The sequence below is a fragment of the uncultured Algoriphagus sp. genome (assembly GCF_963974835.1).
Classification (GTDB): domain Bacteria; phylum Bacteroidota; class Bacteroidia; order Cytophagales; family Cyclobacteriaceae; genus Algoriphagus.
The window spans coordinates 41,424-58,988 of the sequence record NZ_CAXBET010000019.1; the positions used below are offsets into that span (position 1 = coordinate 41,424).

17 protein-coding genes and 2 pseudogenes are annotated in these 17,565 nt (G+C 40.2%); 13 read left to right on the forward strand and 6 right to left on the reverse strand.

Annotated elements, in window-relative coordinates; all coding sequences use genetic code 11:
• The first annotated feature begins 167 nt into the window (after positions 1-167).
• The 11 genes and pseudogenes from AACZ73_RS21535 to AACZ73_RS21585 all read left to right on the forward strand — a co-directional run bounded on the left by AACZ73_RS21535 (position 168) and on the right by AACZ73_RS21585 (position 10,438).
• Positions 168-497: a PadR family transcriptional regulator gene (locus AACZ73_RS21535; protein ID WP_339880949.1), complete on the forward strand. Its 330-nt coding sequence runs from the start codon at positions 168-170 to the stop codon at positions 495-497.
• Between the two features lie 94 nt (positions 498-591).
• Positions 592-2,586: a PspC domain-containing protein gene (locus AACZ73_RS21540; RefSeq protein ID WP_339880950.1), complete on the forward strand. Its 1,995-nt coding sequence runs from the start codon at positions 592-594 to the stop codon at positions 2,584-2,586.
• 263 nt (positions 2,587-2,849) lie between these two features.
• Positions 2,850-3,222: pseudogene (locus tag AACZ73_RS21545) on the forward strand (transposase); the annotation flags it as partial.
• A 171-nt stretch (positions 3,223-3,393) separates the two neighbouring features.
• Positions 3,394-3,807, forward strand: coding sequence for a transposase (locus AACZ73_RS21550; RefSeq protein WP_339880965.1), 414 nt, complete (start codon positions 3,394-3,396; stop codon positions 3,805-3,807).
• A gap of 43 nt (positions 3,808-3,850) precedes the next feature.
• Positions 3,851-5,251 carry an MBL fold metallo-hydrolase gene (locus AACZ73_RS21555; RefSeq protein ID WP_339880951.1) on the forward strand — a complete coding sequence of 467 codons (1,401 nt, stop codon included), beginning with the start codon at positions 3,851-3,853 and terminating at the stop codon, positions 5,249-5,251.
• A gap of 44 nt (positions 5,252-5,295) precedes the next feature.
• Entirely contained in the window at positions 5,296-5,772 is a 477-nt protein-coding gene (locus tag AACZ73_RS21560; protein ID WP_339880952.1) for a carboxypeptidase regulatory-like domain-containing protein, read from the forward strand.
• Positions 5,773-6,044: 272 nt separating this feature from the next.
• Positions 6,045-6,614: a sigma-70 family RNA polymerase sigma factor gene (locus AACZ73_RS21565; protein ID WP_339880953.1), complete on the forward strand. Its 570-nt coding sequence runs from the start codon at positions 6,045-6,047 to the stop codon at positions 6,612-6,614.
• The gene (locus AACZ73_RS21570; protein ID WP_339880954.1) at positions 6,607-7,425 is read left to right on the forward strand and encodes a hypothetical protein; all 819 of its coding nucleotides are present in this window, start codon (positions 6,607-6,609) and stop codon (positions 7,423-7,425) included. Before AACZ73_RS21565 ends, AACZ73_RS21570 begins: the two co-directional genes overlap by 8 nt.
• A 138-nt stretch (positions 7,426-7,563) precedes the next feature.
• Entirely contained in the window at positions 7,564-8,595 is a 1,032-nt protein-coding gene (locus tag AACZ73_RS21575) for a hypothetical protein (RefSeq protein ID WP_339880955.1), read from the forward strand.
• 101 nt (positions 8,596-8,696) lie between these two features.
• On the forward strand, positions 8,697-9,497 hold the full coding sequence (locus tag AACZ73_RS21580; protein ID WP_339880956.1) for a hypothetical protein: 801 nt from the start codon (positions 8,697-8,699) through the stop codon (positions 9,495-9,497).
• An 11-nt stretch (positions 9,498-9,508) separates the two neighbouring features.
• The gene (locus AACZ73_RS21585) at positions 9,509-10,438 is read left to right on the forward strand and encodes a DUF4097 family beta strand repeat-containing protein (RefSeq protein ID WP_339880957.1); all 930 of its coding nucleotides are present in this window, start codon (positions 9,509-9,511) and stop codon (positions 10,436-10,438) included.
• A 429-nt stretch (positions 10,439-10,867) separates the two neighbouring features.
• Here the strand turns inward: AACZ73_RS21585 and AACZ73_RS21590 are convergent, their stop codons facing one another.
• Together AACZ73_RS21590 and AACZ73_RS21595 are read right to left on the reverse strand one after the other, a co-directional pair.
• Positions 10,868-11,407, reverse strand: a complete 540-nt coding sequence (locus AACZ73_RS21590) for a hypothetical protein (protein WP_339880958.1) — start codon at positions 11,405-11,407, stop codon at positions 10,868-10,870.
• Positions 11,385-12,488, reverse strand: coding sequence for a ferredoxin--NADP reductase (locus tag AACZ73_RS21595; RefSeq protein WP_339880959.1), 1,104 nt, complete (start codon positions 12,486-12,488; stop codon positions 11,385-11,387). The genes AACZ73_RS21590 and AACZ73_RS21595 overlap by 23 nt, the downstream gene beginning before the upstream one ends.
• 218 nt (positions 12,489-12,706) lie before the next feature.
• Between AACZ73_RS21595 and purB the strand changes: the two genes are divergently transcribed.
• Entirely contained in the window at positions 12,707-14,050 is a 1,344-nt protein-coding gene (gene purB, locus AACZ73_RS21600; protein WP_339880960.1) for an adenylosuccinate lyase, read from the forward strand.
• 32 nt (positions 14,051-14,082) lie between these two features.
• On the opposite strand, the pseudogene AACZ73_RS21605 reads toward purB, so the two are convergent.
• The 4 genes and pseudogenes from AACZ73_RS21605 to AACZ73_RS21620 form a co-directional block, all read right to left on the reverse strand.
• A pseudogene (locus AACZ73_RS21605) lies at positions 14,083-14,202 on the reverse strand (arginine deiminase-related protein); the annotation flags it as partial.
• 79 nt (positions 14,203-14,281) lie between these two features.
• Entirely contained in the window at positions 14,282-14,803 is a 522-nt protein-coding gene (locus tag AACZ73_RS21610; RefSeq protein ID WP_339880961.1) for a transposase, read from the reverse strand.
• 143 nt (positions 14,804-14,946) lie between these two features.
• A complete protein-coding gene (locus tag AACZ73_RS21615; RefSeq protein ID WP_339880962.1) occupies positions 14,947-15,876 on the reverse strand; it encodes an arginine deiminase-related protein in 930 nt (309 codons plus the stop codon).
• The gene (locus tag AACZ73_RS21620; protein WP_339880963.1) at positions 15,876-16,745 is read right to left on the reverse strand and encodes a hypothetical protein; all 870 of its coding nucleotides are present in this window, start codon (positions 16,743-16,745) and stop codon (positions 15,876-15,878) included. The genes AACZ73_RS21615 and AACZ73_RS21620 overlap by 1 nt, the downstream gene beginning before the upstream one ends.
• Before the next feature lie 111 nt (positions 16,746-16,856).
• On the opposite strand from AACZ73_RS21620, the gene AACZ73_RS21625 reads away from it, so the two are divergent.
• On the forward strand, positions 16,857-17,279 hold the full coding sequence (locus AACZ73_RS21625) for a hypothetical protein (RefSeq protein ID WP_339880964.1): 423 nt from the start codon (positions 16,857-16,859) through the stop codon (positions 17,277-17,279).
• The last annotated feature ends 286 nt before the right edge of the window (positions 17,280-17,565 follow it).

Below are 17,565 nucleotides of genomic sequence, written 5' to 3' on the forward strand. Positions count from 1 at the left end.
GAGAATGATAAGCAGGTTTTTGAATCTATATTTCTATACCTACTACCTGTTTATGGCAAGGAAATAGGTTATACAAGGTAGCTTGGAAAAAATTGGTATCATTTTTCTCTAAGGAGAGAGGAAGGAAATAAGGATTTCCAGAAATCTTGACACATAATCACCTAATCATGAATGTCGCCAACACACAGGTACAAATGCGCAAAGGACTCTTAGAGTTTTGCGTATTACATATCATTTCCCGGGGCGAGGTTTATACTTCAGATTTGATAGAGGAGCTTACCCAAGCTCAGATGATCGTAGTGGAAGGGACTCTGTACCCACTTCTCAATCGACTGAAGTCAGCCTCATTGGTTGAATACCGCTGGGTAGAATCAGAATCAGGTCCTCCGAGGAAATACTACTCCATCACAGAAGAAGGCAAATCCTTTCTTGGCACACTTGCCAATACCTGGGATTCACTAGTCAATTCCACCCTTCTAATCACCTCAAAGAATTGATCATGAAATCTAGCCCTACATCAAGTATCTCAAAGTGGAGCAACTCTCTATCAGGCGAGATTCCATCTGACCGTAAAAATTTAATGACAAACAGATGAAAAAGACGATAAGTATAAACATCAGTGGGATACTCTTCCACATCGAAGAAGACGGATACGATACGCTCCGAAAATATCTGGATGCGATCAATCGTCACTTTTCTTCTTATAAAGACAATCATGAGATCATCTCTGATATAGAAAATAGAATTGCGGAGATTTTTCTTAGCAACCTGAAAAATAATAAGCAGGTAATCACGGCTGAAAACGTCGATAAGCTCATTGAAAAAATGGGAACTATTGCGGATTTCGCTTCAGTAGATGAGGAAAAAGCCGAATTGAATGAGGAAGAAGAAAACGCTGCGTACGATCAGGATTTCTACAAATATGTAACGCCCCCTGACGCCGACAAAAGAGGTTATAAAAAACTAGTCCGCTTGGAAAACAGAAAAATCCTTGGTGGTGTATGTGCCGGAATGGCTCATTACTTCGCTATAGATCCTCTATGGACTAGACTAATCGCCATCCTCTTGTTATTCTCCGGTAATCTTCGCTTTAACTTTGGATTCCTGGATATCTGGCCATTTGATGACTTCAGGCTAAACTTAAGTTTCGGGATTTTCGCAGCAGTGGCTTACATAGTACTATGGATTATTTTGCCTGTGTCCTATGAAATAGAGGAAGACAAAAACATCAAGAAACTTTACAGGAATCCTGATGACAAAGTTATCGGCGGAGTAGCTAGTGGGTTAGCAGCTTATTTTGGCGTGGAAGTAATCTATACCCGATTAGCTTTAGTCTTGTTAATTCTTGCTGGTGGATCGGGTTTCCTTATTTATCTGATTCTATGGATCATTACTCCTGTAGCTAGTTCCATCACAGAGCGGATCCGTATGAAGGGCGGAGAAATTACTCTTGACAATATTGACTCTACGATAAAAGAAAACATAAACCCTATTCCAAAAGCTCCTGAATCCAGAACAAGACAGATTCTAATGACTCCCTTCAGAGTGATCGGTCAGGTGATAGAAGCCATAGGAAGTGCATTAGGTCCTTTGGGAAGATTCTTTCTGAATGTAATTCGAGTGATCTTCGGCCTGTTTGTATTCTTCCTCGGACTAGGATTGACCATCACTCCAATCTTCAGCTTGGCAGTTTACATGGGAGTATTCACCAACGATGACTACCGTGTATTGATGGACAATTTCCCTGTAGAGCTATTCTCCAACCTTGTTCCAATTTGGTTGGTCATCGGAGCCTCCTTCCTTTTGATTATCCCTGGGATCATCATCATTCTTCTTGGGCTGAGCGTGCTTATGCAAAAGAACTTGATTGGGGCAAGATTCGGTTTCGTAGCACTTGGGCTATGGTTACTATGTGTAGGTATATGTGCCTTCCAGATTCCATTGATAGTTGCACAATTCAAGGAAGAAAACTGGCATAAAATTGAGAATAAACTACCTTTGACTGATGGCATTATGATTCTGAGGCTTAATCCAATCGGTGAGGAATCCACCTTCAATAATGTAAACCTTAAGCTAGAAGGCACGTCTGATTCTACGGTTACCCTTAGGGAAGATTTCTTCTCCAGAGGAAAAACAAAAGCTGAGGCAATGGAAAATGCAAAGATGATCAGTTACAATTATGATGTCTTGGACTCTGTAGTCACTTTCGACGAGGGTTATGATATTTCCAATCTGGATGTTTTCCGGGATCAAAAGTTGAACCTCTTCTTGGAAATCCCATATGACAAACCTTTCATCATGGAGCGTTCATTACTGGAAATCCTGAGAAACACCATCTATAGAAACGGTTTTAAATCCAGTGATCTTTCACAAAATACCATTTGGGCATTTAACCAGCAGGGCTTGGTTTGTCTGACTTGCAAAGAGGAAGTAGCTCCAGATGAAGATGAAGAATCAGAAGATGTAAACTTTAAAGTAGAAGCGCCAGATACAGGTGAGTACGATCGAGCTCAACTCGACAGTATAAGCAGGGCAAAATTCAATCAATCCCAAGTTCCTGTCGACAGTCTAGAGATAAATGACTAATACTAGAGGCACCCAAATGGGTGCCTCTTTTTTTTTATCTCGTATGTTTGAATTCTTGAGTTTCTTTGGAGATAAAAGGCAAGGAAAGTGGGAGAACTATTTTGGGTAAGGTAGTCATTGACATACCGGTAAAAGTTTAATTCCCCGCTTTCCTATCACTTCTCCAAGTCTGAACAGTACCTAGGGAACCCTTCACTGTATCCCGGATATTACGAGTAGAGACCGTATGAAGCTCGCCTATTTTTGATCTTAAAATCAAAGCTATGAAAGTTTTAAGACAATCTATTGGAGTGGATGTCTCCAAAGATTCCCTGTCCTGTTGTTTAGGTTACCTGGACCAGGATCGAAATGAGTTCTACTCCAAGGCCAAGGCCTTTGAAAATTCTCCATCGGGATTTACGCAGTTACAAAAATGGATCAAGTCTCAATCCATGTCTTGCGATGAGATCTGGTTTGTCATGGAAGCAACGGGAGTCTATTATGAACACCTGGCCTATTGGTCATTATGCTAAAACCTTGGAAATAAAAACAAAAACTGATGCAGTTGATGCCAGAATACTCTCCAAATTGGGGCTGGAGAGAAAAATGAAACAATGGGCCATACCTACTCCATTGATGCGAGAAATAAGGTTTTTGACCCGAGAATTGAGAGAATCCAAAGCCAAACTGGTAGTGGCCAAAAACCAGCTTCATGCAAAGGAACATTCCTATGCAAGCTCCAAAAGCACTACAAGAAGATTGAAGAAACAGATCCGGTTACTCGAAAGTCAAGTTGTCGAAATCGAAGCTGAGCTAAGGGTATTGGCTATGAATGACTCAGCTCTATCAGATAAAATTGAAAAGCTAGAGTCAATCCCAGGGGTAAGCTTCATAACCATTATTTGTATTCTTGGAGAGACCAATGCTTTTGCACTTTTCACAAATAGTAAACAGTTGGTGAGCTACGCCGGACTCGATATCAGGCAAAAGCAATCTGGAATGAAGGTGGGTAAATCCAAGATATCAAAACAAGGGAACAGCTTTATCAGAAATGCGCTGTATATGCCTGCCCTTTGTTCGAGCAGGCATAATCCAGACTTAAAAATATTTTACAACCGAGTCAATCAAAACAAGCCAAGTAAAAAGATCGGGGTCACAGCTGTTTCTAGAAAATTATTGGTACTGATGTATGCGATCTGGAAAAATGATATGGAATTCACACCAAATTTCTCCGTAAACTGATTGCTTTTTAACACAGTACCTTTTGGTTTAAACCCAAAAGAAAATGGATGTAAGCGTAAAATTTTTAGGTGCTGCAGGCAGCGTGACCGGCTCCAGATATTTATTGGATCTAGGAGATTTTGAGTTCTTGGTTGATTGTGGTCTTTTCCAAGGAAAAAGAGAATTGAGGCGAAGAAATTGGGACAAATTCCCCATGCCTCCTACAGATATGGAGGCAATTGTTCTCACGCATGCACATATGGACCATGTGGGATATTTACCTAAATTGGTCAAGGATGGATTTTCAGGGCCAATTTATTGTACCGCGGCTACTGCAGAGATTGCAAAAATCTTGCTTCTGGACTCTGGAAAGCTTCAGGAAGAAGAAGCTGAATACGCCAGAAAAAAAGGGTACTCCATACACGAAAATCCGGAACCATTATATACAGTAGAAGATGCGGAAGCTGTATTTCCTTTGCTGGTTCCACAGAATTTCAAAAAACCTTTTTCCATCCACCCTTCTATAGAGGTAACCTATTACCATGCTGGTCATATTCTAGGAGCAGCCATTGCCAAAATAGTCATCAAAGGAGATAAGCAAACCAAAAAACTAGTGTTCTCTGGTGATTTGGGAAGGTACCATGACCCTATACTCTACCCTCCTACCTTGATCCCCGAAGCAGATGTGATATGGATAGAATCTACTTATGGTGATCGAATTTCCACTACCATCAAACCTGAAGAAGAACTTTCCAAAGCCATAAATGATGTTTTTAGCAGAGATGGATTGGTGATTATCCCAGCATTTGCGGTAGGTCGCACCCAGTTGGTTATGTACTATTTGTATCAACTCATGAGAAAAGGAAAAATACCAAAAGTACTCATCTACCTGGATTCTCCTATGGCAATCAACGTTTCAAATCTTTACAAGCAATTTCACCAAGACCACAAATTGATTGGAGTTTTGGACGACAACGATCAGCATCCATTTCATCATTCCCAGTTACATTATTTTAGAAAACAGGAGCAATCCCGAACTTTAAATGATCTAAAGGGAAAGGCTATTATCATCTCTGCTAGCGGTATGGCTACAGGTGGACGTGTGCTTCATCACCTATTCCATCACTTGCCTAATGAAAATAACGGGGTCGTATTCGTAGGCTATCAGGCTGAAGGCACACGTGGCTGGAGATTGGTCAATGAAGAACCGGAGATAAAAATCTATGGACAAGAAGTGCCCGTGAAAGCGAAAATCTATAGTGTAGAAGGACTTTCGGCTCATGCTGACCAGAATGAGCTAATGGAATGGGCAGAAGGATTTAGCGAAAAGCCAAAGCTTGCCTTTATTGTCCATGGAGAGGAGGAAAGTTCGGGTGCGCTTTCACAAAAACTTAAAAATGAATTAGGTTGGAATACGGTAATCCCAAATTATTTGGAATCATTTATGCTGTTTGAGGGGATATAAAACATAGGAGATTTGCTCCGCTTGAATTTACAACCCCCTAACACATGAACCAACTACTTAGAATGCTTTTCGCTTCAGCATTTACGCTACTGCTTTTTCAATGTGCCCCATACCAACCTGAAGGTCAAGGTGTGGTTGGCTTGGTCACCTGGCAAGAAGGAAACCAGATGCCTATGATCACTGAGGATGCCAAAGAAGGTAAGAAAGACAAAAGAATAACTGTAGGTGATCCGGTGCAAAGAACCGTTCGCGTATATCCTTTGCTAAAAATATCTGATGTAACATTAGAAAATGGCTTGTTTCAATCTGTAGCTGCAAAACCGATCACAGAAATCGAAACTGACGAAGACGGAAAATACTCCATCAACTTGAGCCCAGGACGATATTCCATCCTGACCGTAGAAGAAGACGGGCTTTTCGCCAGCATTTTTGATGGCGATGGAAATATCCAGCCAGTAACCATTAAAGAAAACGAATGGACTTTACTCGATATCGTCGTTAATTACAAGGCAGCCTTCTAATTCTAAGCATTACAAGCACAATTTAAAAGGTCTTCACTTGATAATAAATTATATCAAGTGGAGACCTTTTCTTTTTAATCCTTACTTTCGACACAATAAAAAACAAAGAAATACATGAGACTTTTTATAATCATAAATAACTCATTTAAAAGCATTTAACTATTATTGAAAGTAGTAAGCAAGTCACTTTAGAAAAATTATTAACTTTTTTTCACTAACCCAAGCAACCATTTTTTAAATACGGGCATCTACCTTATTGAAAGCTAATTCAAATGTTCAGCAGAGTCAATTTTTCAAACGAATCAGATTTACTACAAGGGTGTCTCAAAGGAGACAGGATGGCGCAGCGCCACTTGTATGATCAGTATTCGGGAAAATTCTTGGCCATCTGCATCCGATATCTAAAAGATCGGGAACATGCCGAAGATGTGATGATCGAAGGCTTTATGAAAATCTTTGAAAAACTCCCTCAGTTTCAGTCAAAGGGAAGTTTCGAAGGCTGGATGAAGCGGATCATCGTCACTCAAGCTCTCATGACGTTGAGAAGTCATCGTCATCTAATGATGGAGATCAACATGGAAAATGAGACTGAATATCAGGATCACAACTACGAGCTCAATCATATGGAAACTGAAGATTTGATAAGAATGGTGGAAAGCCTCCCGGTAGGATATCGGACAGTTTTCAACCTTTACGCAATCGAAGGTTTCTCTCACCAGGAAATTGGAGATCTCTTGGGAATCACAGAAAGCACTTCAAAGTCCCAGCTCAATCGGGCAAGGAATACTTTGAAGGAAAAAATTGCCAGTCAAACACCAAAAGAAAGGAGAATCAATGGCTAAGGAAAAAAATAATCTCGATCAGTTTTTCAAAGAAAAACTCGAAAACCATACCGTAAGACCAAGCAAGCTTGCCTGGGAAAGGCTGGAGTCTCAGCTTCCTCAGCAATCTAAATCCTACAAGGGGATTTGGTGGGCAGCGGCTGCTTCTATTACTATCCTTTTTACTGTTGGTTACTTTGTGTTGAGAGAAGGAGATGTGAGCGTAGAAAAGCCAATACTTGCTGACAATACCACTGAGGTGATTTCAGAAACACCAACTCAACCGGAAATTACAACGCCTGAAATAACAGAGAAAGCAGAAATTACCACACCAGAAAAGACGGAAAAAGAAATTGAAAATCAGCAGGCTGCTGAGGAATTGAAGACTAAACCAACTACTATCAGAAAACCTAAAGCCAAGCCTGCTGATACTTCTTCTAAAACTCAAAAACCTCAGAATACAACTCCTCAAAATCTTGTGGCAATGAACGAAGTAAAAGAGGAACCAAAGCCAATAAAAACGGAAGCCCCAAAAATTGAGGTGGAAACACCAGAATTTAAAGAAGCGGTATTTCCTCCTTTGAACTTCGAACAAGCTGTGGCGCAGGCAACTGAGCCAGTTGAAGCTGAACCAGCATACCGGGTTAAAATCTACTCCAGTGGACTGACTGAAGAACCGAAAGATAAAAACCTAATCGCCGAGATCGGCAAAACTGTCAGCGAAGTAGAGGGCTTATTGGGCAAAGTAGATCAAGGATTTGCAGACCTGCAGGATGCAAAAAACAATCTCTTCGCTTCTATTACAACCCGAAAATCAAAGGCAGAAAAGTAAACTTCACCAACTAAAATAATTCGAAACTCAACATTAAATCGAGCCTGCCATTGGCAGACGGGCATGACCCATGCATCAATCGGAGACCTTTTTTGCCCGAAATGCAGGATGCCATTTGATAGATAACTCTAAATACCAATGAAAAAATACCTTCTATTATTTTGTTTGATGGCCATCGTGCAAATGGGATTTGCAGGAACCATGCCATCGGTAGACCACAGCGTTCTTAGTGACAGTGTAGTGGTGGAATTCGGTAAAGCCGGAAGAATAGTAATCATCGTGAATAGCAAAGAAGATTTTGAAAAGCTAAAACTGATGAACATCAATCAGATCATCCGTGAGCTGGATCTGGAAGAAAATGAAGAAACCGGAGAAACAACCATCGTTGAAATCAAGAAAAAAGATGGCTCATCCAAGCAAGTTGTAAAAGTGACTGAAGATGGAGCAGAAACCGAAGTATACATCGGGAATATGCGTCTCCTAGTGGATGAGACGGGAGAAAATACCAAAGTACGTTTTGAGCCAGGGTTAAAAAGACGCAGCGACCCTCCTTTCAGAACATACTTTAACCTGGACCTAGGAGTAAATAATTACCTGGAAGATGGAAAATTCCCAACCTCAGATAATCCATACGCTGTAAAAGGCTGGGGAAGCTGGAATGTAGGAATCAATTGGATGGCTGCGCAACGTATTTCTAAAGGATTCTATTGGGACTTCGGACTTGGTTTCCAGTTCTACAACTTCAAGTTTGAAAACAGGGACTTCCAAGCAGTAAGAGGCGATAATTCCATTGACTTTATCCAAAGAACTGATGTGGACGGATTCAAGAGCAAAATCTCTGCTTCTTACATCACCGCCATGACTATGCTGGAGCTGGATTTTGGCAAGATGAGCGACGATGGCCGAAGAGGATTGAGAATCGCTGCAGGACCTTACGCAGGATACAGGTTGGGCGGCCAATCCAAATATGTGTATCGAGAATTAGGTGGATCAGGTCGTCATAAAGACAAACAAGACACTGGGCTGTACCTACAAAATTTCAGATATGGTATACGTGGCGAGCTGGGAATCGGAAGAGTCAAATTCTTCACCACGTACGACCTGAATGAATTATTTCAGGAAGACAAAGGTCCGGCACTTAACCCGATCACTTTTGGGATAGTATTTTAAGTCACATTGAGCGGAGTCGATTGCTATCGGGATCGAACTAGAATTCGACTCCACTCAGCGTGACATTTTTAAAACGAGTTTTTTCTCAAAAATTTTACACCATGAAAACTACACTACTACCACTATTAATATTGGTTTTCTCCTTAAGCCAAGCTTTTGCGCAGAGCGAACCAGATACAGTAATCTATACCAAAACTAAGGTCATCAAAGTATTTGGGAACACTTGGTCTTACCAGAAAAAAGAGGACGGAAAATGGATTCTCGACGTGCAAGAAGTTGATGAAGTGAAAATCAGTGACATCCATAAAACGAGGCGATTCTCTGTAGGGCTGGATACTGAACTTGGAATCAACCAGGTGACACCTACTGACAGGATGCCAACAGTGAAGCCTTGGGGTTCCTGGTACTATGCCATCAATCTGATGGGAACCACAAAAATCTCTCAAAACTTTCATCTGTACTCTTCTCTGGGAGTAAATTGGTACAATTTCAAACTGGAAGACAGAAGTTTGATCGCAGTGAAAAATCCGGATGGAATCGTTTGGGAGGAATTCGCAGGACCAGGCACAGGTACCAAATCCAAAATCTCAGCTTCCTACCTCAACTTTACTTTGGTTCCTACCCTACTCACGAACAACCAGAAACTTCGCCTTGGATTAGGTGGATATGCAGGCGTGAGAATCGGCGGACGTGGTAAATATGTCTATGACGATGAAAACGGCAAAAAGCAAAAGCAATTTGAAAAGTCAAACATGTACGTGGAAAACTTCCGCTATGGAGCCCGCGCAGAAATCGGAGTTAGTGATGTTATCCTTTTCTTTAATTACGATTTAAACAACCTTTTCCAAGAAAATTTAGGCCCAGAAGTTCAAGCCTTGAGCTTCGGAGTCACTATCAGATAAACAACGTAACTATGAACAAATTCTTTAAATTATCAACCTTGGCATTAGCCATGATGCTGATCTCAGTGGTCAGCTTTGCACAGAAAGTATTGGTAGATACCAATAAAAACTACTCCAACATCAAAGCCGTCGAAGTAAGTGGTGGCTGGCTGGATGTATCGTATATGGGCGGTTCAGATTCTGATGTGAATGTGGAAGCATTTCTTGAATCATCAAATGAAAACCAGGATATCATTTTTGTAACGGTAGGCGATGTACTCAAAATCTCCTATGAACAAAGCTCAAACAATTCTTCCTGGGGAAATAACCGAAACAAAGGCTATATCAAAATCACTGGTCCAATGAATATTGATCTGGACATGAAAAACTCCTCAGGTACGTTGACGGTAGATAAGGTAATCGGGAATGAAACTAATCTGAGAGTTTCCTCAGGCAAAATCACCGCTACAAATATCTCTGGAGACCTTTCAATCAGAGCAAGTTCAGGATCGCTGTACGTAGACAAAGTATCCGGAGACATTGATGCTGGAGTGACCTCCGGAAATGCTGACATCAATAATGTGGGCGGAAGTGTAAAATATCAGTCTACCAGCGGTTCTTTGGACGCAGATAGAGTTAAGGGCGAATTAAGCGTAGCACTTACTTCAGGAAATGCCAAGTTGAGCAACATAGGTTCTTTAGGATCAATGAAGTTTACATCAGGAAACATTCGTGCAACCAACGCTGGACTCAGTGGAAACACAAACTTCAACGGTACTTCCGGAAATTTCAAAATCCAGACTCCATCTGATTTGAAAGCATATAATTTCTCGTTAAAGGCTTCCTCTGGAAATTTGAAAGTAGGAAGCATCAGCACAGGCAAAAACCTGGAAATCGATAATGATGCTTCCGCGTGGGTGAAAGGATCGATTTCATCGGGCAACATCTCTATAGAAAATTAATTAGCTATAATTTATCCGAAAAGGCCAATCCGCATGGATTGGCTTTTTTTGTGCTTGATTTATTACTGTTCGGAGCACAAAAGTTATTAGGACGCTATAAGGGATTATTAATCCATATTGGAATGGGGATGAAAGCCAAATATATAAAGAGCCCAGCCTGTTAGGGCTGGGTCGACCAATATCTAGTATGATTGAGATAGCTCTGAAAGAGCGCAATAATTTCTAAATGCTTTATTTCGCTCTTTCAGAGCTGAAAATTACAATCCATTAAAATACCCAGCCCTATCAAGCTGGTCTAAAAATATTAAGCGCTTTCAGCGCTTTAAAAAGGAAATTCTAACAGGTTATTTTAGTGCCCTTTAATTCAAGTGGATAGACTCTTGACTCTGATATCTTGATTCTAAAATCTTTAGGCTAAGGTCTCAATTCTCAATCCGGTCTTGACGCCAACCTAATAATTTCAGCATCTTCCTTATTGAGTTTTAGCAACCTTTTAATTCGCTCAGGAGTTGGCTTGGCCACAGAAAAGAAAAATAACGCCACAGCAAAAATCACGTTGTAAATGGCCGATCCGAAAAAAAGTAATCCGGCCGAGCAGATCAAAGCAACCAGAAAAAGTATAAAATACCGTTCCCTGGTAGCGTTTGCATAGATCTTTAGTTTCATCAGCAGCTCATCAGTATCGAAGACTACCTTAATTTTCTTGCGGAAAAGTAAGTCTTGGGCAAGTAATAGACCAATGCCAGCACCAGATAAAATTTGTCCAAAAACCACTGGCAACTCAGGCAAATCCCAGTTGATTTCCCCAGTTGATTGATACAAATAGATCATCCCAAAAAGTGGTAAAACCAAGATCAGTAGGATCAAAATTAGTTGATCAAGGTTTTTATAAACCCTCCTGAATTCCTGATTTTCCAAAATTGGAGTTTCGTTACTGTTGTCCAAATTACTCAATGGTGATTTTGACATCATCAGTAAGTGGGTGACCTACACAGCAAAGTACATAGCCAGCTTCAATTTCATTTGGGCTAAGACCAGCATCTTCATCCATTTTCACCTTGCCACTAAGCAATCTACCTCTACACGCGGTACATAATCCACTTTGGCAGCTATAGGGCATGTTCAGGTCCTGAGAAAGACCAGCTTCAAGTATAGTTTTGTCAGGTGAAACAGTCACTATCCTTTCTTCACCTTCCAAAACAACCGTAACATCACGGGTCAATAACCCTCCCGTAATGCCATGGGCGGCATCATCATGAGCTTTGTCAGCGGCAGCTGAATAGAAACTTTCACGATGTACTTTCTCAGTCGGAACGCCCAACTCATCCAATACAGCCACTACATTATCCATGATTCCCTCAGGCCCGCATGCAAAATATTCCTTATCAAAATCTTGCTCAGCCTCTGCTTTTTGGATGAATTCTAAAATCGTCTCCTTCGACAATCTACCACATAAGCCAGACCAGTTCGCTCCTGGTTGGCTCAAATTATGTATCACTTCAAGTCTATCCCCATTTTTCTCCACCAGTGATTCCAATTCCTTTTTGAAGATAATCTGCTCCTCATTACGGCTACAGTAAAGCAAAGAAACCTTGGAATTTGGTTCATTCACCAAGACGGATTTCAATATGCCCATGATAGGCGTGATCCCGCTACCTGCGGCTACTAAGAAGAAATGCTTTTTGTTCTTGGAGTGAAAATTAGTAGTGAAATTCCCCAAAGGTTTAAGCACATTGATAGTTTTCCCAGGAAAAACACGCTCATTTAAAAAGTTGGAAAATTTACCTTTTGGAACACGTTTTACAGAAATTCCCGGAAAGGGATCCACATATGGTGAAGTGCAGAGACTGTAAGATCTACGCTGCTCCTTCCCTTCAAACTCCATAACCAATGTCAAAAACTGACCTGGCTTATAATCCAAAAATGGCTCTGGCTGCTCAAAATACAGGGTAACTGTATCTGCTGTTTCTTTTACTACCTCTCTCACTTTTAGTGGCAAAAACTGTGGTGCCTTTACCTCTTCCTTCTTTTTCTTAAATAAATTGAACATTCCTGATCTGAGCTTTTATTTGTTTAATGGATGCAAAATTAACCTTGTATGCCAAATATTCTGGCTTGTGGGTGATTATTTGATCTAGATAACTCAGATAATGTTTCGCTGGTTCGGATTATTTAAAGGTTATTTCCTGAATTAGCGTATTCAAGGCCCTACTTTTGGCTTCAAAAAATTAACTTTGCAGCTTCCTAAAACCAAATTGATTTAAAGAGATGGAATTAAATGCATTGACCGCAGTGACTTCTGTAGATGGACGCTATGCTGGCAAAACGGTCCCTTTGAGAGCTTATTTTTCGGAGTTTGCCTTGATCAAATATAGAGTTCATGTAGAAGTAGAGTATTTCATAGCATTATGCGAACTTCCATTGCCTCAATTGAAGGATTTCGATAAAAATCTCTTCGAGAACCTCAGATCGATTGTGACCAACTTTTCTATGGATGATGCGGAAACCATCAAAACCACAGAGAAAATCACAAACCATGATGTGAAGGCAGTTGAGTACTTCCTAAAAGAGAAATTTGATGCTTTAGAGTTAGAATCGTATAAGGAATTCATACACTTTGGACTTACTTCTCAGGATATCAATAATACAGCAACTCCTTTAATGCTGAAAGAAGGTTTGAATGAAGTTATTCTACCACAGTTGGATGCTGTGATCGATAGACTTCAAACCTTGGCAACTGAATGGAAAGATATTCCAATGCTTGCCAAAACGCACGGACAGCCAGCTTCTCCTACCCGGCTGGGCAAAGAAATTGAAGTATTCGTAATCCGACTTAAGAAGCAACTAATTTTACTTAACCATATTCCATATTCAGCAAAATTCGGTGGAGCGACCGGCAACATGAATGCGCATCACGTGGCGTATCCAAATTTTGAATGGAATGAGTTTGCCTACCGGTTTGTAGGTGAGTATTTGGGTTTGGAAAGAAGCTATCCTACTACTCAAATTGAGCATTATGACAATCTTGCTGCTATTTTTGACGGCTTAAAACGTATCAACACCATCCTTCTTGATCTTTCTAAAGATGTGTGGCAATACGTGGCAATGAACTATTTCAAGCAAAAGATCAAAGCTGGAGAAATCGGATCATCTGCAATGCCACACAAAGTCAACCCGATTGACTTCGAGAATGCTGAAGGAAATTTGGGCATTGCAAATGCGCTTTTGGAGCACTTGGCAGCCAAACTGCCAGTTTCTAGACTTCAACGGGATTTGACAGACAGCACGGTATTGAGAATCATCGGTGTGCCTCTTGGACATATGTTGATTTCCTTCGAGTCTTTGCTGAAAGGCCTTGGTAAACTGGAATTGAACGAAGCTGCCATCCATTCCGATCTGGAAGAAAATTGGGCAGTAGTAGCAGAAGCAATCCAAACTGTGCTGAGAAGAGAAGGTTTCCCCAAACCTTACGAAGCACTGAAAGATCTGACAAGAACCAATTCAAAAATCACGGAAAAATCAATTTCAGAATTCATCGCCAACCTTCCTATTTCTGATAAATTGAAAGAAGAATTGAGTTTGATTTCTCCATTTAACTACACCGGAATTTAGCAGGTACAGAAGCAAAATACTGATTTAATGTATTAACCTCGATGCAAAAAAATCTCAGCCATCATACAGCGTGCACTTCCACCTCCTAATTTCTCTATTGTGGGAATGGAAGGACTAATGATGGTTGAGTATTTCTCTATCAATTTTTGCCGCAGTTCGTGTCTCACGAACGGCAAAACGCTAAATCTCTCCCACCCGCAACTTTAACATCTGCTCAAAAAAGGCCATCATTCAGAGCCTCTCTCCTATATGAGATAAGAATCCAAAACTATCAGAGTTTGTTTCATAAAAATTAAATGACGAGTAAGGATAACTTATTGGATCAAAAGACAGCATCCACTTCTTTTGACATGGGTTATTGTTAATATATTCTAATTTTTGATAGACTACATTTGGTGAATATAACTCAACTGCCAATGAATCTCTTTGCCAAAATTCATAGGTTTTATTTACTTGATTCACTTTAAATTCATGAAGAAAATCAGGGGATTCTTGCATTAATTTTTTCAGAAATCGATGGCCTGTGAATTTCAATAAACTTGCGCTTGGATTCTCTCTCCCATTCAACTTAATGTTTTCAAGAATCAAATGAACATGATTTGGCATAATGACAAACCCATACACTTTCATGTATTTTTTATCAACTAGATACCCTAAACTAGCTAGGATGATTTCTTTAAAATCTCTTTTCCCCAATAATGGAATCCAATCGTGAATTGTAGCAGTAAAAAAGTATAATCTGCCTAGCTGCATAAAAGTCAGGTTTTTATGTTCCGGAAAATGTGACCCGAGATGATATTGAAATTACAAAATTCCTAATGGAAAACCGTGAGTGAGACACTCACGGTGGCTAAAAGGAATTTGCAGATCCAGGTGCAAAAACCTGATTCAATGTATTAACCTCGAGGCAAAAAAATCTCAGCCATCATACAGCGGGCACTTCCTCCACCCAATTTCTCTATTGTGGGAATGGAAGGACTAATGATGGTTGAGTATTTTTCTATCAATTGAATCTGTCCCACATTCAGCGAATCCAGCGCAGTTTCCGACATAACCGTAAATTTTTCACCTCCATCATTCCCTACCTCAAGCATATTTCCTGCAAAGTAAAACTTTTGCTTTGGAGTAATGGGAACCACTTTTTTACCAGCCTGGGTTAAGCTCTTTTGTACTGCCTGCTTTTCGGAAGCTTTTGGAATACTATCCAAACAAACAACTGCCAAGTCTGTACCTACATGCATCATCACGTTCGTATGATAAATAGGAGAAAGAATACCTTGATTTTCCTGTACAGCATTAAATCCAATGACTTTATAGCCAAGTAACTTCCCTAAATAGTCAAGAGGGATGCCATGAGTGCGTTCTGAAAAACATGCATATATTATCTTGGATTGATGATCCATCACCATACTTCCTGTCCCCTCTAGATACTGCCCATCGTCTTCAAAAAAGCTCAAATCTATAATCTCATCCACCTGAAACTTACGCTTCATCAAATCCTCGATAAAATCTTTCCGCCTTTCCAATCTCCTTGTCGGAGAAAACATAGGATATAGGATCAATCGTCCATCAGGGTGTGTGCTAAACCAATTGTTCGGAAATACTGCATCCGGTTTCACGGGCTGAGAAGTATCATCCTCCAAGATCACCTGAACACCCTGATCCCTGAGCATTGCCACAAATCCATCAAACTCTTTTTTAGCAAGCCTATTGATTTCATCGGCAGGTCTATTATCTGATTGTTGATAAAAGTTATTTTCAGCAGTTTCCGGATTGAAGCCAAAATTTGCTGGACGAACCATCAGAATAGTAGAAGTAGTTTGCATCAAGGCTTATTGGCTGTGTACTTATAAAGAACGGGATCCAGATCGAATCGTTTTTCACTCAGTGTATAGAATGCTTTTCCATCAGACCGAAAGCCTATAGCCTCACCTTGTGGTTCCGGTGAATAAGGTAATTCCTCTGGCTCTCTGCTCATGGCTTGTGCTATACTTTCTCCGTTATTTCTTTTCCAATAATAAATAGCCAAGTAATTTTTCACCAAGATCTGGCTTCCATCTGCTGAAATATCCGCACCTGTGGAGCTAGTAAGGGGAAGTTTAATCAACTCTTCCAATTCCACCTCATCTTTTCCAAATTTCTCAGCCGGCAGCCTAAACAATGTATTGACACTATCCCTTTTTGAAATAATAAAAATATCTCCTGAAATCGGGTCAACCATAAGAGACTCCGCATCCCTAGCCCCTCCTGGATATTTTAAAACCGTCTTTTCTGGAGCTGTTTGACTAACCGTATTACTAGTCTTTGGTTCTGGAACCCGGTAGATAACGACTTCTTCATGAACAGCATTATTATCACCGATTTCTCCAATATAGATGCAGGATTTACCATCAATATCTGGCCCAACAGCAATATCTTCCCAGTCTCTATTTTCGGTATCAATAAATTCTATTCTTCCTAAATTATTACCTAAAGAATCCAACACATACACCGCCGCTTCTCCTCCACTATCGTTGTGAACATATATAACTCCCGGAAAATTTCTACTGTTTGCCAGGCCTGAGATTTCATTCAGCCCATCATCCTTTAACGTGGCTATAGCCACTCCTTCTCCAAAACTGGTAAATAGCTCATCCTGAGCGTTGGCACAGGAAAATAGAAAAAACAAAATGATTACTACTAACGGAGTTTTCATAATTAAGCTTTATCGAAAAACTAAAAGTAAGTAAAATGACTAGTAGCCTCGCAATCGAAATTACCTTAGATAGTTTATTTTTATATTTAGAGGACACTAAACAGGTAATAAATGGACCCATTGCTTAAGAAAATGACCTGGAAAGAGGGAATGAATATCCAAGTTTGGAACTGCCCGCAAGAACTTCAAGAGTTAATTGATAGTTGGAAAAGAGACGGTTTGATTCAGCCCGCTCCCAAACCTGATTTTATGCTTGCTTTTGTCCAGACAGAAGAAGAAGTGAAAAAATACTTTTTCGAAATGCAGGCTCTAGCTCCGGACGATCAACAGATTTGGCTAGCCTACCCCAAAGGAACTTCTAAGCGCTATAAGGCGCAAATCAACAGGGATTCTGGCTGGAAATATTTAGGCGAGTTTGATTACGAAAGCGTGCGACAAATAGCTATCAATGAAGACTGGTCAGCTTTACGCTTCCGCAAAACGAAGTTTGTGAAAGTACTAACTCGTAAATTCAGTGTGAAAGATCAAGATTAAGATTGCCGATAGAAATTTAAAATCCTTTCAATCATAAACGTAGTTTACAAACCCTGATTGCTACATTGATTCGAGGAGAGTAATTAAAAGTAAAAAAATAAGTCTCTGATTTTGAATGCAAAAACAGCACATCAAGTAAAAACATGCAGTTTTTCCTGATTCTAGTTTGGAATAAATGGAATAGCCTCCTACATTTGCATCACCAATTCGGAACAAGCTCCGAAAGAAACACAAAATTCCTCCTTAGCTCAGTTGGTTAGAGCATCTGACTGTTAATCAGAGGGTC